Below are 20,716 nucleotides of genomic sequence, written 5' to 3'. Positions count from 1 at the left end.
GCGCCGCCGCCATTGTGACACCCGGTCCGAGCATCGTCACTCACCGTCCGCGCCCGTCGCCCGACGCGGTCGGGGGCGGCCCGGCCGGGCGCGACGACCGGGAGATCACCGTGAGTCCTTCTCGCGACCTCTGGGTACGGTATTGAGGTGTTGTCATCGGAGGTCGTGCTCAGCGGTCGCTACCGCCTGGACGAACGTGTCGCCACCGGCGGCATGGGCGACGTCTGGCGTGCCACGGACCTCGTCCTGGGCCGCCAGGTCGCGGTGAAGGTGCTGCTGCCCGCACTGGTCTCCGACCCCGACTTCATCGCCCGTTTCCGCGCCGAGGCCCGCATCATGGCCGCCCTGCGCCACCCGGGCATCGTGCAGGTCTTCGACTGCGGCGAGGACCGGCTCGACGACGGCGGCCGGGCCGACTACCTGGTCATGGAGTTCGTCGAGGGTGAGCCGCTGTCCCGACGGATCGAGGCCGCCGGGCACCTGGACGTCGACGAGACGATGTCGATCGTCGCGCAGGCCGCCCAGGCGCTGCACGCCGCGCACGCGGGCGGGATCGTGCACCGCGACGTCAAGCCGAGCAACCTGCTGGTGCAGGAGGACGGCACGGTGGTGCTGGTCGACTTCGGCGTGGCCCGGTCGACCAATGTGACGAGCATCACCAGCGCCAACGCAGTGCCCGGAACGGCCCTCTACATGGCGCCGGAGCAGGCCTCCGGCCGCCCCGTCTCGGCTGCCACCGACATCTACGCGCTCGGCGCGGTGGCGTACTGCTGCCTCACCGGCGGCCCGCCGTTCACCGGCGACAACCCTCTCCAGGTGGCGGTGCGGCACCTGGACGACGAGCCGCCGGCGCTGCCGGAGGACATCCCGGCGCCGGTGCGCGGCTTGGTGACGCGCGCGCTGGCGAAGGACCCGGCGGACCGCTTCGCCACCGGCGCGGAGATGGCCGCGGCCGCCCGGGCCACGCTCGGCGACCAGGGCGGAGCGGCGACCGCGCTGGTGGCTCCGGTGCTGCGGGGCGCGGCCGGTCCGAGCACCACCCGCGACGACATGCCGGTGCTGCCCGCGGCGGCCGTCACGCAGACCTCTCCCGGGCGGGGGCGGCGGGGCTCGTTGGTCGGCGCGCTGGCCGCGGTGCTGGTGGCGCTCACCGCGTTGGGCGCGGCGCTGGGCGCGGCCAAGGAGACCGGCGACGGCGCCACCAACATCAAGAGCACTCCGCCGAGTGCCGTGCCGAGCGACCCGGTGGAACTGCCGGCGAGCCCGGCGGAGGACGACACCTACCGGCCGGACCGGCCGGACCGCTCGTGGGGCCCGAGCAGCAGCCCGTCGGCCACGGTGACCGTGACGCCGTCGGCGGTGCCGAGCGGCTCGGCCGAGCCGACGCCGACGGCCACCGCGCCGACCACCCCGGCCGACCCGCCGCCGACCACCCCGGCCGACCCGCCGCCGACCACCACCAAGCCGGCCGACCCGCCGCCCACCACCACGACGCCGCCGATCGAGGATCCGCCGCCCGCCGGCGCCTGAGGACAACACGAACAGTCCACGCGTCTACGCCAATTCGGACTTTCAACCCCATAACACGTTTAGGCTGCGGCAGAAGGATGTCATCTGCCGCAGGAGCCAGCGTGGGCACTGAGAAACTCGTCGTCATCGGTCAGGGGTACGTCGGACTGCCGCTCGCCATGCGCGCCGTCGAGACGGGCATGGACGTGGTCGGTCTCGACGTCGACGCCGACCGGGTCAAGCGGCTCGCCGCCGGTGAGTCGTTCGTCGAGGACATCCCCGCCGAACGGCTCGGGCGGGCGTTGGCCGGCGGCCGGTACCGGCCGAGCACCGACTACGCCGACGCCCGGGACTTCGACGTCTGCGTCATCACCGTCCCCACGCCGCTGCGCGACGGCGCACCGGACCTCAGCTACGTGGAGCACGCCGGACGCAGCATCGGCCCGTACGTCCGGCCCGGCTGCACCGTGGTGCTGGAGTCCACCACGTACCCGGGGACCACCGAGGAGCTGCTGCGTCCGCTGCTGGAGTCGGCGAGCGGCCTGCGCAGCCCCGGCGACTTCCACCTCGGCTACAGCCCCGAGCGGATCGACCCCGGCAACCCCACCTGGCGGCTGGAGAACACCCCGAAGGTGGTCTCCGGCGTCGACGCGCAGGCGCTGCACCGGGTGGACGACTTCTACCGGCGACTGGTGGAGCGGACCGTCCCGGTCGACTCGACCCGGGTGGCCGAGCTGACCAAGCTGATCGAGAACACCTTCCGCCAGGTCAACATCGCGCTGATCAACGAGCTCGCGGTGGTCTCGCACCACCTCGGCATCGACGTGTGGCAGGCGATCGACGCCGCCGACTCGAAGCCGTTCGGGTTCATGTCGTTCCGCCCCGGCCCCGGCGTCGGCGGGCACTGCCTGCCGATCGACCCCTGCTACCTGTCCTGGCAGGTCAAGCGCACCCTGGGCCGGCGGTTCCGGTTCATCGAACTGGCCGACGACGTCAACCACCAGATGCCCGAGCACGTCGCCCACCGGGTCATGACCGGGCTCAACCGGCTGGGCCGCCCGATCAACGGGGCCCGGCTGCTGCTGCTCGGCCTGGCGTACAAGAGGAACACCGGGGACATGCGCGACTCCCCCGCCGTGGACGTCGTGCGGCACCTGCGGGCGCTCGGCGCCGAGGTCCGCGCGGTCGAGCCGTACGCCCAGCCGGAGCAGCTCCCGGCCGGGGTGATGGTGGTCGACCTGACCGAGCGGGAGGTCGCCGAGGCGGACGCGGTGGTGGTGGTCACCGACCACGACTGCTTCGACTACGACCTGGTCTCCCGGCACGCCCGGTACGTCTTCGACAGCCGCGACCGGTGCCGCGGGCCGGTGGTGGAGCGACTCTGACCCGGGCCAGGTCACCCGTGCGCCCGCATCGCCGGCCGGGCCCGCCGCGCGCCGAGCGCCTCCACGACCGGCCGGGCCAACGCCCGACGGGCCGGCAGCACCGAGGCGGCCAGCGCGGCGAGCACCGCCACCGCGAGGATCACCGCGAGCCGCCCCCAGGGCAGCACCAGCGTGAAGTCGCCGCCGACCTTCGCCACGAAGGCCATCACCCCCGCGCTGACCCCGACGCCCAACGCGACCCCGAGCACCGCCCCGACCAGCGCCGTCAGCACCGCCTCCACCGCCAGCACCGCCCGCATCCGGGCCCGGGTGAGGCCGACGGCACGCAGCACCGCGTTCTCCCGGGTCCGTTCGACGACCGAGAGGCTGAGCGTGTTCGCGACTCCGACGAGCGCGATCACCACGGCCAGGCCGAGCAGGGCGGTGACGAAGGCCAGCAGCATGTCCACGGTGCCGGTGAGCATCTTCTTGTAGGCGGCCTGGTCCATCAGGTTGACCGTCGGGTAGCGGGTGACGACCGTCTCGACGGCCGCGCGGGCCCGCTCGGCGCTCACCCCGTCCGCCGGGTCGACCTCGGCCAGGTACCCACGTACGGCCGGGAAGAGGGCGGCGAAGTCGGCGCCGACGACGTCCACCCGGTGACCCGCCGGCACCCGCGCCGCGGCCGGGGACGGCTCGTCGGCGGTGACCACCGCGGCCACCCGGAACGTCCGCCCGGCCAGGACGACCGGTGAGCCGACCGTCCAGCCACGGGCCTCGGCCAGCTCGCGGTGCGCCAGCACCGTGCCGGGCCGCAGGTCGTCGACGTCCCCGGCGACCACGCCGGACAGGCCGCGCCCGACCAGCCCGGGATGCGCGGAGCGGATCTCGACGCCGTCGACGACCCGGCTGCGGTGCTCGTGCACCACGCCCAGCTCCGGGCGGGCGGCAAGCTCGTCGGCGAGCGTGCCCGGCAGGTCGCCGCCGATGCCGGTGACCAGATAGTCCACCCCGATCTGCGCGTCCACGCTGCGCTCGATGCCGACCTTGACGCTGCCCGCCCCGACCACGAACGCCGAGACCAGCCCGATGCCGATGACCAGGGCGGTGGCGGTGGCGGAGACCCGGCGGGGGTTGCGCACGGCGTTGGCCACCGCCAGGGCGGCGGTGACGCCGAGCATCCGCCGCACCGGCACGCCGAAGAGCCGGACCAGGGCGGGCACCAGCACCGGCCCGTGGAGCACGATGCCGAAGAAGACCAGCACGCCGCCGAGGGCGACCAGCACGATCTGGCCGACCGTGGCGGCGAACCCCAGCGCCGCGATCCCGGCGGCGAGGACGACCGCGCCGATCGTCAGGCGCATCCGGCCCGCCCCACGGGTCACCTGCACGGACGAGTCGGCCAGCGCGGCCACCGGGGCCACCCGGGTGCCCTGCCACGCCGGCAGGTAGGCGGCCGCCACGGTGATGCCGGTGCCCAGCAGCAGGCAGAGCAGCACGGTCGACCCGGACAGGGCCGGGGCGGCCGGGACCGGCACGTCCAACGCGGACAGCGTGGCCGCCATGGCGGCGGCCAGCCCGGCGCCGGCCAGCACGCCGAGCCCGGAGGCGGCCAGCCCCAGCAGCGCCGCCTCCAGCAGCGCCGCCCGGAAGACCTGCCCCCGGGTGGCCCCGACCAGCCGCAGCAGGGCGGTACGGCGGGTCCGCTGGGCGAGCAGGATGGCGAAGGTGTTGGCGATGACGAAGCCGGCCACCACCACGGCGACCCCGGCGAAGGTCAGCAGGACCATGCCGAACTGCTCCAGGTCGCGCACCGCGTCGTCGACCGCCGCGTCGAGGATCTGCTGCCGGGTCCGCACCGTCGTGCCGGGGCCGGCCACCTCGGTCAGCCGCTCGGCCAGCGCCTCCCGGGAGGTGCCGGGGGCGGCGGCCACCATGATCCGGCCGTAGCCCGGTTCGCCGGTCACGGCGAGGGCGTCGGCGCCGACCAGGCCGATGAAGGGGCCGCCGACGTCGCGGGAGGTGCCCGCCACGTCCACCGTGCCGACCAGGGTGTACGGCCGGGCCGCCCCGCTCACGCCACCGACGAGGACGGAGGCGCCGAGGGCGAAGCCCTCGTCCTCGACGGTCGGGGCGTCGAGGACGACCTCGCCGGGGCGCTCCGGCAGCCGGCCGGCGGTCACGTCGTACGAGCGCAGGGCCGGGTCGGTGGGGATGGCGGCGAGCACGGCGTAGCCGAGCACCGGCCGGCCGTCGGAGCCGACCAGACCGGCCGAGCCGGTCAGCTCCCCCTCGGCGGCGGCCACCCCGTCGAGGGCGCGCACCCGGTCGACCAGGGCCGGTGGGAGGGGCTGGTCGTCGGCGTAGAGGCCGGCGTCGGTGTGCCGGTCGAAGGCGCCGGCACGGTCGTACGCGCCCGCCTTCATGCCGTCGGTGACCATCAGGGTGCCGGCGACGAAGGCCACGCCGAGCACGATGGCCAGGGACGAGAGCAGCAGCCGCAGCGCGTCGGCGCGCAGCGACCGCAGGGTGGTCCGGATCATGCCGGTCACCGCCCCCGCCCGGCGTCGGGCGCGCTGCCCCGGGAGCCGTCCGGGGCGGCCCGGTCCAGGCCGGCGAGGGTGTCCAGCACCCGCTCGGCGGTGGGCGCGGTGAGTTCCCGCACCGGCCGGCCGTCGGCGAGGAAGACCACCCGGTCGGCGTACGCGGCGGCGACCGGATCGTGGGTCACCATGACCACGGTCTGGCCGAGGGTGTCGACGGCCTCGCGGAGCAGCCGCAGCACCTCCGCGCCGGAGCGGGAGTCGAGGTTGCCGGTCGGCTCGTCGGCGAAGATCACCTCCGGGCGGGTGACCAGGGCGCGGGCCACCGCGACCCGCTGCTGCTGGCCGCCGGAGAGCTCACCGGGCCGGTGCCTCAGCCGGTCGGTGAGTCCGACGGCGGCGGCCACCTGCCGCAGCCAGGCCGGCTCGGGCCGGCGGCCGGCGATGGCCAGCGGGAGCACGATGTTCTCCTCGGCGGTCAGCGCCGGCAGCAGGTTGAACCGCTGGAACACGAAGCCGACCCGGTCGCGCCGCAGCAGGGTGAGCCGCCGGTCGTCGAGCCGGGCGGTGTCGGTGTCACCGATGCGCACCGTGCCGCGGGTGGGGCTGTCCAGGCCGGCCAGGCAGTGCATCAGGGTCGACTTGCCGGAGCCGGACGGGCCCATCACGGCGTGGAACGCGCCGGCGGCGAATTCGACGTCGACGTCGTCGAGCGCGACGACGCGGGCGGCGGCGTGGCCGTACTCCTTGCGCAGGCCGCGGGCGGCGACCGCGACGCCGGTACGGACCGGTGGTGGTGCGAGGGACATGCGGGTTGCTCCTGCGTGCAGTCGGTGACCAGGTACGTCTCCGACGCTAGGCAGCGCGGCCGGTGGTGGCGTCCACCCGCGCGGTCGAGGTCGGTACGCCCCGGGTCGCCCCTGTCCGGGCGGTCCCGTACGACCCAGGTCGTACCCGTCGGCTCAGCCGCCCGGGGTGACCAGCCCGCTCTCGTACGCCAGCACCACCGCCTGCACCCGGTCGCGCAGCCGCAGCTTGGCCAGGATCCGCCCGACGTGGGTCTTCACGGTCGCCTCGGCCACGTGCACCCGGGCGGCGATCTCGGCGTTGGACAGCCCCTGGGCGACGAGCAGCAGGATCTCCCGCTCCCGCTCGGTGAGCTGGGCCAGCCGGGGGTCCTCGGCGGGTCCCGGCCCGAGCCGGTCGGCGAACCGGTCGAGCAACCGGCGGGTGATCGACGGCGCGACCACCGAGTCCCCTGCGGCGACCACCCGGATCGCGGCGAGCAGTTCCTCCGGTGGCACGTTCTTGAGCAGGAAGCCGCTCGCCCCGGCCCGCAGCGCGGCGAACGCGTCGGCCTCGGTGTCGAAGGTGGTGAGCACCAGCACCCGGGGCCCGCCGGGGTTGTCCCGGCAGATCCGTCGGGTCGCCTCGACGCCGTCCATGGTCGGCATCCGGACGTCCATCACCACCACGTCCGCCTCGGTGCGGGCGAGCACCCGCAGCGCGTCCGCGCCGTCGATCGCCTCGCCGACGACCGCCAGGTCGGGCTGGGAGTCCAGCACCATCCGGAACCCGGCGCGGACCAGCGCCTGGTCGTCCACGATCACCACCCGGACCGTCATGCCGCGATCACCTCCGTCCCGGGCGTCGACGGTAGCGGCAGCCGAGCCTCGACCTGCCAGCCCCCGGCCGGTCGGGGGCCGGCGGTGAGGCTGCCGTCGTACACGCCGACCCGCTCGCGCATGCCGACCAGGCCGTGTCCGCCGGACGGCGCGGGAGCGACGGGTGGGCGGCCGCGCCCGTCGTCGACGACCCGGACCACGACGGCGTCCGGATCGTGGTCGAGGGTGACCGTCACGTCCGCGCCCACCCCGGCGTGCTTGAGGGCGTTGGTCAGCGCCTCCTGCACCACCCGGTAGACGGTGAGGTCCAGCCCCGGGGGCAGGGCCGGCGGCTCGCCCCGCACGGTGTGCCGGACCCGCAGGCCGGCGTCGCGGAAGCGGTCCAGCAGGGCGGGCAGCTCGGCGACCGCGGGCCGTCGGCGCTCCGGCTCGGCTACCCCGCCACCGTCCGGGTCACCCGCCGCGCCGGGACCGGCCGCCGGCTCCGGCGGGCTCGGCTCCCGCAGTACGTCCACCAGCCGGCGCATCTCCTCCAGCGCCTGCCGGCCGGTGTCGGCGACCACCTTGACCGCCGCCTTCGCGGTCTGCGGGTCCCGGTCCAGCAGGTACCGGGCCCCGTCGGCCTGGACGATCATCACGGCCATGCTGTGCGCCACCACGTCGTGCAGCTCGCGGGCGATCCGGGCCCGCTCCCCGGCGACCGCGGCGCGGGCCTCGGCCTCCCGCTCCCGTTCCAGGGTGGCGGCCCGCTCCTCCAGGGTGAGCACGTAGAGCCGGCGGGTGCGGACGTTCAGCGCGGCCAGCCATACCCCGCCGGTGACCAGCCCGAAGTACACCGCGGTGGCCCACCAGGCCAGGTTGCTGACCGTCTGCGACGCGGCCAGCAGCACGCCGACGCCCGCGACGACGCCGGCGAGCACGCCGTCGCGGAGCCGGTCGGCGTACTTGACCACGCTGTAGAGGGCGATCAGCACGCCGATGTCGAAGGCGAGCGGCCCCCAGCCGGCGACCACCTGGACCAGGGCGAGCACGGCCACCGTCGCGGCCACCGCGGACGGGTGCGTCCGGCGGAACAGCAGGGCGACGGCCATGGCGCAGCCGACCAGGGTGGCCTTCGCGCCACCGGGCTGCGCCACCACGCCGGCCACGGCGAAGAGCACCACGACGCCGGAGACGAGCACGTCGAAGGCGACGGAGCGCAGCGGGCGGCCGAGGACCGAACGATTCACGGTCACCCAGCGTACGTGCCCCACCAGGGTCGGTACGCCCGCTCGGCGAGGGCCGCAGGCGCGCCCGTCGGGTCGGGCGGTGGCTCAGACGAGTTCGCGCATGCGGGCGATCTCGACCGCCTGCTCGGTGGCCACGGAGTTGGCGAACTCGTTGAGCTGCTGGTCGACGCCGACCTTGAGCAGGTCGGTGGCCATCCGCACCGCGCCGTCGTGGTGGTCGGCCATCATCCGGACGAAGAGCCGGTCGAACTCGGCGCCCCGGGCGTCGGTCAGCGCCCGGATCGCCTCGGGCGACTGCATGCCCCGCATGGTGCCGTGGTCGTGGCCGGGGACGTCGGCGGCCAGGCCACGGGCGCTGAGCCACCCGCGCATCATGCCGATCTCCGGCCCCTGCGCGCCGCGGATGCGCTCGGCGACCGCCCTGACCTTCGGGCTGCCGGCCCGGTCGGGGGCGAGCTGCGCCATCTGCAGGGCCTGCTGGTGGTGCGGGATCATCATCCGCACGAACCAGACGTCGAGGGAGTTGTAGCGGGGCGCGGTGGTGTCGCGGACCTCGTGCGCGGGGCGGGCGACGGCCGACTCACCCGGTCGGCCGGGCACGATCACCGAGGGACCGTCCGTCGGCGCGGGGGTGGGCGTCGCCCGACCGGTCGCGCCGACCGTGACCGGGGTGGGTCGGTCGGTGGGTCGCAGGGCGAGCGCCAGCGCCACCAGCACCACGGCCGCGACTGTGACGACGAGCAGGGTCCGTCCACGTCGGGCGGTCATGCCGATCCCCCTCCGGTCGAGGTGACAGCGATCGTATCCATTGACGACACGGCAATCGTGTGACGCAGATCACATCGACCGTCGTCATCGGACGGTAGTGTGTCCAGAATCATCCTCCCCTTTCGAAGGGCCCTGCCGATGATCAGATCTCCCCTCCCCGGACGACGGCAACTGAAGATCGCCAGCATGGTCGCCGCCGGCCTGCTGGTCGCCAGCGTGACCACCGTTCCCGCCCACGCGGCCGCGACGCCCGACGCGGAGGCGGCCGTCGCCGCCCCCGCCGCACAGCCGGTCACCCCCGGCGTGCCCGGCGTCGACGAGATCTCCAGCAGCCCCAACCTGCGCCAGATCGCCAACCTGCCCAAGCAGGCGCCGTTCGACACCGCCGGCTCGTTCGGCACCGACATGGCCTTCCAGGGCCGGTACGCGTTCGTCGGCAACTACAACGGGTTCGTCATCTACGACATCGGCCGGCCCGCCGCGCCGAAGATCGTGTCGCAGGTGCTCTGCCCCGGCTCGCAGAACGACATCTCCGTCTACGGCGACCTGCTCTTCCTCTCCACCGACTCCTCCCGCAGCGACGACTCGTGCGCCAGCGCGGCGCAGCCGGCCTCGGTCAAGGAGTCCTGGGAGGGCATCAAGGTCTTCGACATCCGCGACAAGGCCAACCCGCGCTACGTCAAGTCGGTCGAGACCGCCTGCGGCTCACACACCCACACCCTGGTCCCGGCGAAGGACCGCCGCACGGTCTACCTGTACGTCTCGTCGTACAGCCCGCGCGCCGAGTTCCCGGACTGCCAGCCGCCGCACGACTCGATCTCCATCGTCAAGGTGCCGGTGAAGAAGCCCACCGAGGCGGCCGTCGTGGCCACCCCGAACCTCTTCCCGGACGGCGGCTACGCCGGAATCCCGGGTCAGGCGTCGGCGACCAGCGGCTGCCACGACATCACCGCCTACCCGGCGAAGGACATCGCGGCCGGCGCCTGCATGGGTGACGGCGTCCTGCTCGACATCCGCGACCGGGAGGCGCCCCGGGTGATCAACCGGGTGCGCGACACCGTCAACTTCGCGTTCTGGCACTCGGCCACGTTCAACAACGCCGGCACCAAGGTCGTCTTCACCGACGAGCTGGGTGGCGGCGGCGCGGCCACCTGCAACGAGACCGTCGGCCCGAACCGCGGGGCGGACGCGATCTACGACATCACCGGCCGCGGCGACGCCCGGCAGATGGTGTTCCGCAGCTACTACAAGATCCCCCGGACCAACGCCGACACCGAGAACTGCGTGGCGCACAACGGCTCGCTGGTCCCCGTGTTCGGCCGCGACATCATGGTCCAGGCCTGGTACCAGGGCGGCGTCTCGGTCTGGGACTTCACCGACTCGACCAGGCCGAAGGAGATCGGCTACTGGGAGCGCGGCCCGCTGTCGGACACCCAGCTCAGCACCGGCGGCGCCTGGTCGACGTACTACTACAACGGGCACATCTACTCCAGCGACATCCAGAAGGGCCTGGACGTGCTGGAGCTGAACGACTGGCGGACGTGGACGGCCAACCTGGTCCACTTCCGTGAGCTCAACGTGCAGACCCAGGCCGGCTACCTGAGCTGGTGAGGGCGAGCGACCCGGCAGGGCCCGGTCCCCGTCGGGGGCCGGGCCCTCGCGCGTACGCCGGTCAGCTCACCGGCAGCCGGTAGCGGCGCTCGCCGCCGCTCGCCGGGACCACCCGGACCTCGCCGCTGCGCAGCTCGTACGTCACCGACCAGCGGGTGTGCCCCTGCCGCACCTCGTCGAGCAGGCGCAACGCCGCCGGGGCGTCCACCACCGCCCCGGAGCGCTCCAGCGCGGCGGCGAGGACCCCGTAGCGCCGGTCGTCACGTCGCTCCGCCTCCGGCACGCCGATCACCGGCACGTTGGTCAACGCCTGCCAGCGCCCCTCGCCGCGTTGCACCCGCATCGCGCCGTCGACGAACTCCACCACCGCCGAGCGGCCGGCCGCGTCGGCGAGCAGGTAGTGCAGCGGCGGCCCGCCCTCGAAGTCCAGGTTGTGCCGCTCGAACACCGCCACCGCCTCGTCCACCGTGGCCGCCCGGTCCAGCACCAGGCGCAGGATCCGCACCGAGCCGACGGTGGGCCGGCCCGGCACCGGCTTCGCGGTGGCGTGGTCGTCGGCGGCCAGCCCCACGGCGAGCCCTCGCTCGTTCATCCCGTCGAAGGGCAGCAGCGGCGCGTTGAGCAGCCGACGGTCCCCCGTCGGATCCGGCCCGACCCCGAGGTACGACAGGTCCACCATCGACACCGACGCGTAGCCGTCCGGCGGGTCGGTGCGCAGCACCATGGCCGGATGGGGCCCCCAGTCGAAGTTGCGGGCGAACAACGGCCGGGACGGGTCCCCACCGGCGGCGAAGAGCGAACAGCCGAACGGACCCGACGCCGGCCGGGCGTCGGTGCCGACCGTCGCGTCGTACCCGCCGACGTAGGTCATCTCGTACAGCGGCAGGTCGCCGACCCGGCGCAGGCTGGCCAGGGTCCGCGCGACCTCGTCGGCGTCCTGCCGGGAGGCGGTGGGCGTGGCCGCGCCCGGCGCGGTCGGCTCCGCCGGCCGGGGTGGGGTCTCCACTCCGGATCCGGCGCAGCCCGTGGTGACGAGCAGCAGGGCCAGTCCGGCGCCCGCGAGAGTCCTGCGCATGCCCGCAAGCTAGGGCAGGGATCGACCGTTGTCCACCGCACGTCGTTTTCCGGTCTCCGCGCGAGGGTATCTGCGAGACGGACCGACGAGAGGAAGGGCGGCTCATGAAGCGCAACGAATACCACGTGGTGCCGAACGGCGGCGGCTGGAAGGTCGAGCAGGGCGACAGGACTCTCGGCTCGTACGACACCAAGCACAGTGCGGTCGAGCAGGGACGCAAGATCGCCCACGCCAACGAGCCGAGCCAGTTGGTGGTGCACACCGCCGACGGGAAGATCGAGACCGAGGAAACCTACGGGGACGACCTTTCCCCACACGTGGGCGGACAGGCACGCTCCCCCTCCGGCGGCCTGCCGGAGCCACCTGGCCACAGGCGGCTCCGGCAGGCCGCCGTCGGTTGCGCCCCGTCGCGCGTCGGCCCGCACCCCGCCGGGCCGGACGCCGTCCACCACCCGGTCGGGGTACCCGGCCCCGGCCGGGCTCAGCGCACCGGGGCGCGGCGGGTCGGGCGCGGGCCGACCAGTCGACGCACCAGCGGCGCCGCGTTCCACTTCGCCGCGCCGACCAGGTCCCGGGCGTGCTCCAGCACCGTGTAGTCGGGCCGGGCCTGCCCGTCGGCGATCGCCCGGTCCAGGTCGTTGCCGCACCGGGTCAGCACGGCGTCGAAGTCGCGGCGGACCGGTTCGAGCAGGTCGTAGCCGAAGGAACGGTGCAGCCGGGCGAAGAAGGGCTTGTAGAGCCGGGCCCGCTCGTGCAGCCCCGAGGAGTACGACATCGGGTTCTTCGGCCGCCGCCGGATGTAGTCCGGCAGCACGTCGGCGAAGGCCCGCCGCACGATCCACTTCTCCTGCCCGTCGCGCATCTTCATCGACAGCGGCAGCCGCATCGCCAGCTCCACCACGCTCAGGTCGAGGAAGGGCACCCGCGCCTCGACACCGTGGTCCATGCTGGTCCGGTCTACCCGCTGCAACTCCGTACGCCCGAGGTTGCGGATCTTGTGCAGGAAGAGCCGGCGGGCCCGGTCGGGGCCGACCTCGTGGTACATCGGGTAGCCGCCGAACAGCTCGTCCGAGCCGTCGCCGGTCAGCACCACCTTGACCCCCAGCTCCCGCAGCCGCCGGAAGATCGGCACGGAGACCACCGCGTTGATGATGTCGCCGTACTCGGTCAGCTCGGAGATCCGGATCGCCTCCCGGATCTCACCCAGCCGGATGTCGCGCGGGCGCAGCTCGATCACCTCGTGCGCGACGCCGAGGTCGGCGGCGAGCCGCCGGGCGTAGGCGACGTCCGGGCTGTCCGGCACCCCGACCGTCACCGCCACGCAGTCGGGGTGCATCTCGCGCACGTGCAGCAGGGCCAGCGAGCTGTCCAGGCCCCCCGAGAGCACCACCCCGACGGTGAGGTCGGTGTCGACGCGCATCCGGATGCTGTCGGTGAGCGCGGCACGGACGAGCAGGGCGGCCTCGTCCGGGTCGTCCACCTGGGGCAGCCCCTCGCCGAGACGGAGCAGGTCGAGGTACGGCAGCAGCGTCACCCGGCCGTCCGAGTCGGCCCAGCCGTGGTGCCCGGGCGGCACCTCGGCGACCGGGGCGTGGTGCCCCACCAGCGCCTTGACCTCGCTGGCGACGTGCAGGCAGCCGGGCGTACGGGCCCAGTAGAGCGGCTTGACCCCGAGCGGGTCCCGGGCGAGGTACACCCGGCCGGTGGCGCGCTCGACGACGGCGAAGGCCCACTCCCCGCGCAGCCGGTGCACCGCCTCCTCACCCCAGCGCAGGAAGGCGGCGAGCACCACCTCGGTGTCGCTCTCGCTGCGGAAGGCGTGGCCGAGGCGGGTCAGCTCCCCGCGCAGCTCGTGGTGGTTGAAGACCTCGCCGTTGTAGCAGAGGACGTACCGGCCGTCGTCGGAGGTCCAGGGCTGCACGGCCCGGTCCCGGTCCACGACCCGCAGCCGCCGTACGCCGGTGAGCAGCCCGGACTCCTGCCGGGTCTCGGTGACCTCGCCGCGCGGGGCGAGGACGGCGAGCATCCGGCGGAAGATGGCCGGGTCGGCCTCGGGGCCGATGCTGAGCGCGATTCCGCACATCCGACTCAGGCTCCCATCTCGGCCTCGTACGCCGACCGGAGCCGGGCGCGGGCGGCCGGCGCGAGGCACAGGTGCCAGGCCTGCCCCTCGTCGACCACGTTCAGCTCGCCGGCGGCCTGCCGGGCGAGCAGGATCTCGGCGAGGACGTCCCGGACGCCGAAGCGCGTGAACCAGCTCATCTCCACGTCGACGGCCCAGCCGAGGCAGTGGCCGCTGGGCACCATAGCGGCGTACCCGAGCCGGCGCAGCTGGTACTGGTGCTCGGCGCTGCGGACCAGGCTGGTGACCCAGAGCGGCGGGGTGCCGGCCGGGGTGGCCCGGTCGAACTCCCGCGCGAGGTCGTTGAGGAGCGCGATGATCTCCCGGCGGGCCCGGCGGAACTTCACCCCGGCGGTACGCGGGGTGGCGTCGGGCCGCAGCCGCCGGCGGACGGCCCGTACGCCGCGCCCGAGGAACGTGGCGGGCTGCTCCTGGTAGCGGAAGGCGAGCAGGCCCCGTCGGCGCAGCCATTCCAGGTCGACCATGTCGGGGTGGGTGTTCACCTGCTCGTCGGTGAGGAAGGTGGGCGCGTCGCGCCACCACATCACGTCGATGCGGGAGAGCAGGTAGATCCGGACCAGCGCGGTGAGGTCCCCGGCCGAGCTGCGCTCGTTGGGCTGGTAGCGGGCCATCTCCAGCAGCAGGGTCTCCCGCGCGCCGATGAGGCCCTGCGGGGTGGCGTCGAGCACCGCGGCGATGGCGGGTTCCCGCAGCCGCTGGTCGAGCAGGACCTGGCGGGCGGCGGTGGAGGCGGCGTCGGCCAGCGCGCCGACTTCGACCAGCAGGTCGGTGACCGCGTGACGGTAGGCGTCGAGGTCCGGCATGACCCGGGCGACCGCCCGGGCCGTCGAGGGCGACCGGCGCGCCGGGGCCGGTGAGGCGACGGACGGCTGGTGTCCGGAACTTCGGCTGGGCACACGCATGGTCTGGGTCCTCTCCCGGTACGACACGGTGCGGCTGAACCTGAAACACACCGTAAGCACCCGGAATTGCGAAAGCCCGAGCAATCCTCCCATCTCCTCCTAAGGGCGACGAGTCGTCGTCATCGCCTGCACATCGGCGTACGACGGGATGTCCGGACCGGGGTCGGTGCCGGCGCGGACCGCCTCGGCGGTGCCCACCACGGCGGCCAGGGCCGCCCGGAACAGCAGCGACCCGGTGCTGACCCGGGCCACCCCGAGGCGACCGAGCATGTCGAGGCCGGGCCCGCCCGGCCGGGCGAGGACGTTGAGCGGGGCGTCGACCCGTGCGGCGAGCGTCCGGACCGGGTCCGGGTCGGTCACCCCGGGCACGAAGACGCCGTCCGCCCCGGCGCGGCGGTAGGCCCGGGCCCGGAGCAGGGCCTGTCCGAGGGGGTCCGGTGTGCGCAGCCACCAGGTGTCGGTGCGGGCGTTGACGAAGAGCGCCGGCACCCGGGCCTTGACCGCCGCGATCGTGGCGGCCACGGATTCGGGGTCGGCGAGGGTTCCGTCGGGCCGGCCGTCCTCCAGGTTGATCCCGACCACGCCTATCGCCGCCAGCCGCGCGACGTACCGGGCGACCTCCTCGGGGTCGTCGCCGAACCCGGCCTCCACGTCCACCGTGACCAGCACCGGCAGCCGGACGAGCAGGGCGGCCAGGCGCAGCGTCTCGGCCGCGGTGGCTCCGGTCCCGTCGGGTTTGCCGCCGGCCGCGGCGACACCGAGGCTGGTGGTGCCGATCGCCGGGTACCCGGCCGCCGCCAGGGCCGCCCCGGAGGCGTGGTCCCAGGCGTTCGGCAGCAGCAGCGGCCGGCCGGGGCGGTGCAGCGCCCGGAACGCGGCGTACCGGTCGGTCATCGCCGTGCCCCCTGCGGGCCGGTCGGGCGCGCGGACTCGGGCCGGGGTGGCGCCCCGGCGTGCGGGCCACGGTCGCGCAGCACGTCCACCACCCCGGCGGCCAGGGCGAGGGCGTGCCGGTCGCCGGGGCAGCCGTGCGCGCCGACGCCGAAGGTCAGGGCCGGGCGGCCGGGCGTGAACCGGTCCGGGTCGGTGAAGACCGCCGGGTCGCGGTTCGCGGCGTCGAACCGCAGCAGCAGCACGGCCCCGGCGGGGATCGGCCACCCGGCCACCTCGGCGGCAACGGTGGCGACCCGGCGGGTGGCGCGGACCGGCGGGTCGAGCCGGAGCACCTCGCCCAGCAGGTCCCGGGTGGACACCGCGGCCGGCAGGACCCGGGCGTGCCGGGTGGCGGCGTCGATCAGCCCGGCGATGGCGTCGCACGCCTGCACCAGCAGACCGATCCGGTGTGCCGTGGACTCGTCCGGCCCGGCCGGGCAGTTCGCCACCAGGTCCGCCACCGCGTCGTCGGCGCGCCGCACGGCCGCCGGGTCCGCGCCCGGCTGGTAGGCGGCGGCCACCACGGCGACCGCCGGCACGGCCGCCGCCGGGTCGGCCAGGCCGAGTCGGACCGCCAGCACCCGCAGCGGTACGTCCCGGGCCAGCCGGGCGGGCACGTCCGGCCGGCCGGCGCGGCGGTCGAGTTCGGCGACGGTGAGCCGGGCGGCCTCGCGGGCCAGCTGGTCCGGGTCCAGGCCGGCGAGCACGGTGAGCGTGGCGGCGCGTCGGGGCGGGTGCCGCTCGGGACCGCTGAACCGGGCGACCGTCGCCCGCAGCCAGGCGAGCGTGCCCGGCGGTCCCGAACGGGCTCGCGGCACCCCGAGGGCGGGGTCGAGGAGCGCGGCCCGGACGTCGGCGTACCGGGTCACCGTCCAGGTGGCGCCGGTGTCGTCGGGGGTCGGTGGCGCGCACGGCGGGGTGTCGGGGGCGGCGGCGATGCGGAGCGAGGGATCGGTCACCCGCCGCACAGTAGGGCCGGTTCCGTTCGGCGCGGGCCGAAGTGTCGTCGGGCGGGAGGCGGCGGGAGTTCCCGGCACGCGGGGTCGGAGCGCGCCGACCGCCCTGCGCGGCCCGGGGGCGGGCAGGGCGGAATCGGCCGGGGCGGCACTTCCCGGCCGGGTGCCGAGGGGCCCCGGCCGCCGGACGCACGACGCCAAACGGGGACGCGGGACAGGGACGCGGGACGGGGACCGGGACGACCGGCGCGGGCCGGTGGTTCGGTCAGGCGCGGCCGCCGCCGGTGTCCCGGACCGGCGGGGTCAGCTCGACAGGACTCAATCCCAGCGTGTCCGCCAGGGCCGCGACCCCGGCGGGCGTGACCCGGACGCTGCGGCCGCTGCCCGGTGCCGTCCAGCCCAGTTCGGCGAAGCGCCGGCAGAGCGCCGCGCCGAGCGCGCCGGCGAGGTGGGGCCGGCGCTCGGTCCAGTCGAGGCAGTCCCGCAGCAGCGCGCGACGCCCGGCGGGCCGGTCCGCCGGCACGCCGAGGTCGGTCAGCCAGGCCCGTCCGTCCGGGGTCAGCGCCAGACCGTGCGTGGCGTCGAGCAGCCCGCGGGCCAGCAGCGCGTCGCGCAGCCGGACGCCTAGCCGGCCGGCGAGGTGGTCGTAACAGGTCCGCGCGTGCGCCAGCGCGGCGTCGGCGGTGACCGCGCGCAGGGACCGGGCCGGCCGGGGCGCCGGCGGCGCGTGGCCGGCCAGGTCCTCGACCAGCTGGGCCACCGCCGGACCGGCCAGCCGGACGTAGCGGTGCCGGCCCTGGCGCTGTTCGACCAGCAGCCCGCCGCGGACCAGCCGGGTGAGGTGGTCGCTGGCCGTGGACGGGGCCACGCCGGCGGCCCGGGCCAGCTCCCCCGCCGTCCAGGCCCGCCCGTCGAGCAGCGCCAGGCAGAAGGTGGCCCGGGTGGCGTCGGCGAACAGGGCGGCGAGGTCGGCGAGTCGGGGGCCGTCGGTGGCGGCGGTCATCCGCCGATGGTCGCACGTCGGCGCTTCGGCGGGCGCCGAACTCGGGCGACATCGCCGGCACGGCGTGCGGTGGCCACGCCGCCCGTCCGTGACCTGCTGCCGGCATGGTCGGACGACTTCACCGACGGCCTCGACCCGGCGTACGGCGCGACAGGTCGCCCGCCCGGTGCGCGGCGGGCGACCTGCGTCAGCGGGTCAGCGCAGCGTGCAGGCCGTGCCGTTGACGGCAAAGCCGACCGGGGCCGGGTTGGCGCCGGTGTGGGAGGCGTTGAAGCCGAGACTCACCGAGCCACCCGGAGGGACCGCCCCGTTCCAGCTCTCGTTGGTCACGGTGACGTCGGCGCCGCTCTGGGTGAATCTGCCCGACCAACCCTGGCTGATCCGCTGGCCATCCGTGAACCGGAAGGTCAGCGTCCACGACGACCAGGGTGCGGGCGAGCTGTTCGTGACGCTCAGGTTGCCGGTGAAGCCGGTGCTCCAACTGTTCGCCGTGTACGTCACCGCGCAGCCGGTCGCCGGCGGCGGGGTGGACGGCGACGGCGAGGTGGTCGGGGACGGCGAGACGGTCGGGGACGGGGTGGGGCCCGGCGGGGTGCTGCCGGCGCCGGCCCGCTCCGCCGCCCAGTTCGCCAGCCAGGCCAGCGCCGAGTTCCAGTTGATCGCCACCTCGTTGACCGAGTACGCCCCGATGTCGTCGACGAAGCACTTCTGCGGCTTGCAGCCGGCGAGCTGGGCCTGGGCCACCGGGTCCTGCAGTTCGCTGTTCGGGCCGCCGGAGAGCGATCCGGGCGGCGCGGTGGGCAGCGCCGAGTCGGCCTGGTTGGCCCAGAACCGGTGGTGCACGTTGCGCACCGGCTGCTCGCCGTAGCCGGCCACGTAGGACTGGTTCAACGGGTTACGCCCGAGCAGGTAGTCGTGGGCGGCGTACGCCCCGGAGCGGTACTTCTGCTGGCCGGTGAAGTCGAAGGCGAGGGCCAGGGCGTTGCCGTTGTTGGCGACGGTCCCGTTGGAGCCCCAGTAGAACTTCCCGTCGCCCCCGGCGCCCGGGGACGGGTAGCCCTGCGCCGCGATCTGGCTGAGCAGCCGGTCGGCGTAGGAGACGATCGCCGACCGGGTGGCGGCGACGTCGGCGGCCGGCAGGCCGGTCGGCACCAGGGCCAGGGTGGTGTCACCGAGGCCGCCGGTCCAGTTCCAGTCGTAGCCACGGGTGGTGAAGCTGACGCCCTTGTAGTACGTCGAGCCGGTCACGTCGGCGCGGTAGCCGGCCGCCCCGGTCGTGACGTTCAGCTCGACCGCCGCCCAGTAGAACTCGTCACCCACGCCGGCGTCCTCGTACGCGCCACCGCCGATGGTGTCCGAGGCCGGGGCCAGCCGGTTCGGGTTGGCCTTCGCCGCGGCGTACGCCTTCTCCGCGGCGGCCAGCGCGCGGGCGGCGAAGGCCGCGTCGTACGGCTGCCACAGCCGGGCCGCCTGCGCGGCCGTCGCCGCCAGGTTCAAGGTCGCGGCGGTGCTGACCGGCGCGAGGAACCGGGGCTGGCTGTCCAGCTCCGGCCGGGTGGGCACCCCGGTCCAGTTCTGGTCGTGGATCTTGTGATGCGCCATGCCGGCGTACGGGCGACCGTCGGGCACCTGCATCCTCAGCATGAACTCCAGTTCCCAGCGCGCCTCGTCCAGCACGTCGGGTACCCCGTTGGCCCGCTCGGGGATGGCGAGTGTGCCGTCGGCGAGCGCGGCCCGGTCGGCCCCGGCGAGGTGCAGGGCACGCTCGTGGATGTTCTGCAGCTGCCAGGTGGCCAGGCCCCCGTTGACGACGTACTTGCCCTGGTCGCCGGCGTCGTACCAGCCGCCGCGCACGTCGAGGGTGTAGCCGCAGGAGGTGCGGCAGGGCACCGCGTTGTCGCCCTGGTTGGGCGCGACGTTGACGTGCCCGGCGGGGCGGGCGTAGCGGGAGCCGACGTACTGCGCCTCGATCGGGGTGCCGCTGCGCTGGTGGTAGAAGAACGCCAGCGCGTCGGTGCGCAGCTTGCGCACCGCGTCGGCGGAGATGTCGAACGGGTGGCTGGTGTTCGCGCCGACCGAGAGCACGTAGCCGCTGCCCGGGGTGTCGTAGGCGGAGAAGTCCGCGACGTGGACGCTGTCGCCGGAGAGGGCGTCGACGCCGCGTACGGTGGTCTGGCCGGAGGCGACGGTCGCGCCGGCGGCGTTGCGCAGGGTCCAGGCGAGCGGTCCGGTCGACGTACTGACCACGGTGGCCTGCTTGGGGGTTCCGGGGACGTAGGCGACCTGATTCACCTTGACCGGGGTGCCCGGGTCGGGAGCGGCGGCCGCGAGGGACGGCACGACGGCCAGGGCGCTCAGGGTGAGCAGTGCGGCGGCCGCGAGGGCGGCCGGCCGTTGGCGATGGGGCATGGGTCCTCTTCCGGATGGCGTCGGGGTCACCACCTGCCGGACCTGCCCAGCGGAGAACCGTCGGGCGGTCGGGCAGACCGTCGACGGGAGCGCTGGAGCAAGCCTAGGCCACCGTCACCGGGCAGGAAAGCCCTTGCCCAACGGGCTGACGGTCCGGGTGTCGCCGTCGTAGCTACGGGCCGCCACGAACTGCCCCGACGGCCGGTCGGCGCAGGCCAGCGCCCGGGCCAGCCGCCGGTCGTGGTCGCGGAAGCGCAGCGCGAGGCTCAGGTGCGGGATCCACCGGCCCGGGACGTGCCACGGGTGCTGCCCGTCGGCGCCGGCGAGGACGTCGGCGACCGCCTCGTGCAGCCGGGCCAGCTCGGGCGTGGGCCGGACCAGCCAGACCAGCGGGGCGCTGCCGTCGAGCACCTCGACCCGGTCGAGGTGCACCGCCAGCGGCAGCGCGTCGTCGAAGAGATCGGCCAGGCGCGCCGCGGCCCCGGGCGGGAACGCGTCGACCGACGCCATGGTCAGGTGCGGCCGGTTCGTGGGATGGGTGTTGCGGGCCAGGCTCGGCAGGCCGGCCGCGGCGAGCCTGGCCCACGCCGCGCGCACCGTCTCCTCCAGCGCCGGCGAGCAGAGCAGTTCGACGGTACGCACGCCG

Annotated in this window: 17 protein-coding genes; 4 read left to right on the top strand and 13 right to left on the bottom strand. The window is 75.0% G+C overall.

The window, feature by feature from the left end; all coding sequences use genetic code 11:
• Positions 1 to 147 precede the first annotated feature (147 nt).
• A complete protein-coding gene (locus ACPFP2_RS02500; RefSeq protein WP_424085611.1) occupies positions 148 to 1,530 on the top strand; it encodes a serine/threonine-protein kinase in 1,383 nt (460 codons plus the stop codon).
• Positions 1,531 to 1,631: 101 nt separating this feature from the next.
• Positions 1,632 to 2,894: a nucleotide sugar dehydrogenase gene (locus ACPFP2_RS02495; RefSeq protein ID WP_424085609.1), complete on the top strand. Its 1,263-nt coding sequence runs from the start codon at positions 1,632 to 1,634 to the stop codon at positions 2,892 to 2,894.
• Positions 2,895 to 2,905: 11 nt separating this feature from the next.
• Here ACPFP2_RS02495 and ACPFP2_RS02490 read toward each other — a convergent pair whose 3' ends face one another.
• The 5 genes from ACPFP2_RS02490 to ACPFP2_RS02470 all read right to left on the bottom strand — a co-directional run bounded on the left by ACPFP2_RS02490 (position 2,906) and on the right by ACPFP2_RS02470 (position 9,038).
• Positions 2,906 to 5,416 (bottom strand): ABC transporter permease, encoded by a 2,511-nt coding sequence (locus ACPFP2_RS02490; protein ID WP_424085607.1) that lies wholly within the window; start codon positions 5,414 to 5,416, stop codon positions 2,906 to 2,908.
• A gap of 5 nt (positions 5,417 to 5,421) precedes the next feature.
• The gene (locus ACPFP2_RS02485; protein ID WP_424085605.1) at positions 5,422 to 6,225 is read right to left on the bottom strand and encodes an ABC transporter ATP-binding protein; all 804 of its coding nucleotides are present in this window, start codon (positions 6,223 to 6,225) and stop codon (positions 5,422 to 5,424) included.
• Positions 6,226 to 6,378: 153 nt separating this feature from the next.
• Positions 6,379 to 7,041 carry a response regulator gene (locus ACPFP2_RS02480; RefSeq protein ID WP_424085603.1) on the bottom strand — a complete coding sequence of 221 codons (663 nt, stop codon included), beginning with the start codon at positions 7,039 to 7,041 and terminating at the stop codon, positions 6,379 to 6,381.
• Positions 7,038 to 8,276 carry a sensor histidine kinase gene (locus ACPFP2_RS02475; RefSeq protein ID WP_424085601.1) on the bottom strand — a complete coding sequence of 413 codons (1,239 nt, stop codon included), beginning with the start codon at positions 8,274 to 8,276 and terminating at the stop codon, positions 7,038 to 7,040. Before ACPFP2_RS02475 ends, ACPFP2_RS02480 begins: the two co-directional genes overlap by 4 nt.
• Positions 8,277 to 8,354: 78 nt before the next feature.
• Complete coding sequence (locus tag ACPFP2_RS02470) at positions 8,355 to 9,038, bottom strand: DUF305 domain-containing protein (RefSeq protein ID WP_424085599.1); 684 nt, start codon at positions 9,036 to 9,038, stop codon at positions 8,355 to 8,357.
• A gap of 138 nt (positions 9,039 to 9,176) precedes the next feature.
• On the opposite strand from ACPFP2_RS02470, the gene ACPFP2_RS02465 reads away from it, so the two are divergent.
• Complete coding sequence (locus ACPFP2_RS02465) at positions 9,177 to 10,649, top strand: LVIVD repeat-containing protein (RefSeq protein ID WP_424085597.1); 1,473 nt, start codon at positions 9,177 to 9,179, stop codon at positions 10,647 to 10,649.
• A gap of 61 nt (positions 10,650 to 10,710) precedes the next feature.
• Here the strand turns inward: ACPFP2_RS02465 and ACPFP2_RS02460 are convergent, their stop codons facing one another.
• Complete coding sequence (locus ACPFP2_RS02460; RefSeq protein WP_424085595.1) at positions 10,711 to 11,724, bottom strand: carcinine hydrolase/isopenicillin-N N-acyltransferase family protein; 1,014 nt, start codon at positions 11,722 to 11,724, stop codon at positions 10,711 to 10,713.
• A gap of 104 nt (positions 11,725 to 11,828) precedes the next feature.
• Here ACPFP2_RS02460 and ACPFP2_RS02455 point away from each other — a divergent pair, with 104 nt between their 5' ends.
• The gene (locus ACPFP2_RS02455) at positions 11,829 to 12,320 is read left to right on the top strand and encodes a DUF2188 domain-containing protein (protein ID WP_424085593.1); all 492 of its coding nucleotides are present in this window, start codon (positions 11,829 to 11,831) and stop codon (positions 12,318 to 12,320) included.
• On the opposite strand, the gene ACPFP2_RS02450 is transcribed toward ACPFP2_RS02455, so the two are convergent.
• The 7 genes from ACPFP2_RS02450 to ACPFP2_RS02420 all read right to left on the bottom strand — a co-directional run bounded on the left by ACPFP2_RS02450 (position 12,206) and on the right by ACPFP2_RS02420 (position 20,712).
• Entirely contained in the window at positions 12,206 to 13,807 is a 1,602-nt protein-coding gene (locus ACPFP2_RS02450) for an asparagine synthetase B family protein (protein ID WP_424085591.1), read from the bottom strand. The genes ACPFP2_RS02455 and ACPFP2_RS02450 overlap by 115 nt on opposite strands.
• A 5-nt stretch (positions 13,808 to 13,812) precedes the next feature.
• Complete coding sequence (locus ACPFP2_RS02445; protein WP_424085589.1) at positions 13,813 to 14,769, bottom strand: hypothetical protein; 957 nt, start codon at positions 14,767 to 14,769, stop codon at positions 13,813 to 13,815.
• 99 nt (positions 14,770 to 14,868) lie between these two features.
• Positions 14,869 to 15,663 (bottom strand): isocitrate lyase/PEP mutase family protein, encoded by a 795-nt coding sequence (locus ACPFP2_RS02440; RefSeq protein WP_424085587.1) that lies wholly within the window; start codon positions 15,661 to 15,663, stop codon positions 14,869 to 14,871.
• Positions 15,660 to 16,661: a cytochrome P450 gene (locus ACPFP2_RS02435; RefSeq protein ID WP_424085585.1), complete on the bottom strand. Its 1,002-nt coding sequence runs from the start codon at positions 16,659 to 16,661 to the stop codon at positions 15,660 to 15,662. Before ACPFP2_RS02435 ends, ACPFP2_RS02440 begins: the two co-directional genes overlap by 4 nt.
• Positions 16,662 to 16,923: 262 nt before the next feature.
• Positions 16,924 to 17,661 carry an ArsR/SmtB family transcription factor gene (locus tag ACPFP2_RS02430; protein ID WP_424085583.1) on the bottom strand — a complete coding sequence of 246 codons (738 nt, stop codon included), beginning with the start codon at positions 17,659 to 17,661 and terminating at the stop codon, positions 16,924 to 16,926.
• A gap of 195 nt (positions 17,662 to 17,856) precedes the next feature.
• Positions 17,857 to 20,070 (bottom strand): glycoside hydrolase family 9 protein, encoded by a 2,214-nt coding sequence (locus ACPFP2_RS02425; protein WP_424085580.1) that lies wholly within the window; start codon positions 20,068 to 20,070, stop codon positions 17,857 to 17,859.
• 114 nt (positions 20,071 to 20,184) lie between these two features.
• Positions 20,185 to 20,712 (bottom strand): 2'-5' RNA ligase family protein, encoded by a 528-nt coding sequence (locus tag ACPFP2_RS02420; protein WP_424085578.1) that lies wholly within the window; start codon positions 20,710 to 20,712, stop codon positions 20,185 to 20,187.
• Between the last annotated feature and the right edge of the window lie 4 nt (positions 20,713 to 20,716).

The sequence above is a fragment of the Micromonospora citrea genome, assembly GCF_049629545.1.
Taxonomy (GTDB): Bacteria; Actinomycetota; Actinomycetes; order Mycobacteriales; family Micromonosporaceae; genus Micromonospora; species Micromonospora citrea_A.
This window is presented reverse-complemented; position numbering and strand designations above follow the sequence as displayed.

Coding starts and splice junctions, on each gene's coding strand:
- ACPFP2_RS02490 (WP_424085607.1), bottom strand. CDS start 5,416: ATGATCCGGACCACCCTGCGGTCGCTGCGCGCCGACGCGCTGCGGCTG.
- ACPFP2_RS02485 (WP_424085605.1), bottom strand. CDS start 6,225: ATGTCCCTCGCACCACCACCGGTCCGTACCGGCGTCGCGGTCGCCGCC.
- ACPFP2_RS02480 (WP_424085603.1), bottom strand. CDS start 7,041: ATGACGGTCCGGGTGGTGATCGTGGACGACCAGGCGCTGGTCCGCGCC.
- ACPFP2_RS02470 (WP_424085599.1), bottom strand. CDS start 9,038: ATGACCGCCCGACGTGGACGGACCCTGCTCGTCGTCACAGTCGCGGCC.
- ACPFP2_RS02465 (WP_424085597.1), top strand. CDS start 9,177: ATGATCAGATCTCCCCTCCCCGGACGACGGCAACTGAAGATCGCCAGC.
- ACPFP2_RS02460 (WP_424085595.1), bottom strand. CDS start 11,724: ATGCGCAGGACTCTCGCGGGCGCCGGACTGGCCCTGCTGCTCGTCACC.
- ACPFP2_RS02455 (WP_424085593.1), top strand. CDS start 11,829: ATGAAGCGCAACGAATACCACGTGGTGCCGAACGGCGGCGGCTGGAAG.
- ACPFP2_RS02450 (WP_424085591.1), bottom strand. CDS start 13,807: ATGTGCGGAATCGCGCTCAGCATCGGCCCCGAGGCCGACCCGGCCATC.
- ACPFP2_RS02445 (WP_424085589.1), bottom strand. CDS start 14,769: ATGCGTGTGCCCAGCCGAAGTTCCGGACACCAGCCGTCCGTCGCCTCA.
- ACPFP2_RS02440 (WP_424085587.1), bottom strand. CDS start 15,663: ATGACCGACCGGTACGCCGCGTTCCGGGCGCTGCACCGCCCCGGCCGG.
- ACPFP2_RS02430 (WP_424085583.1), bottom strand. CDS start 17,661: ATGACCGCCGCCACCGACGGCCCCCGACTCGCCGACCTCGCCGCCCTG.
- ACPFP2_RS02425 (WP_424085580.1), bottom strand. CDS start 20,070: ATGCCCCATCGCCAACGGCCGGCCGCCCTCGCGGCCGCCGCACTGCTC.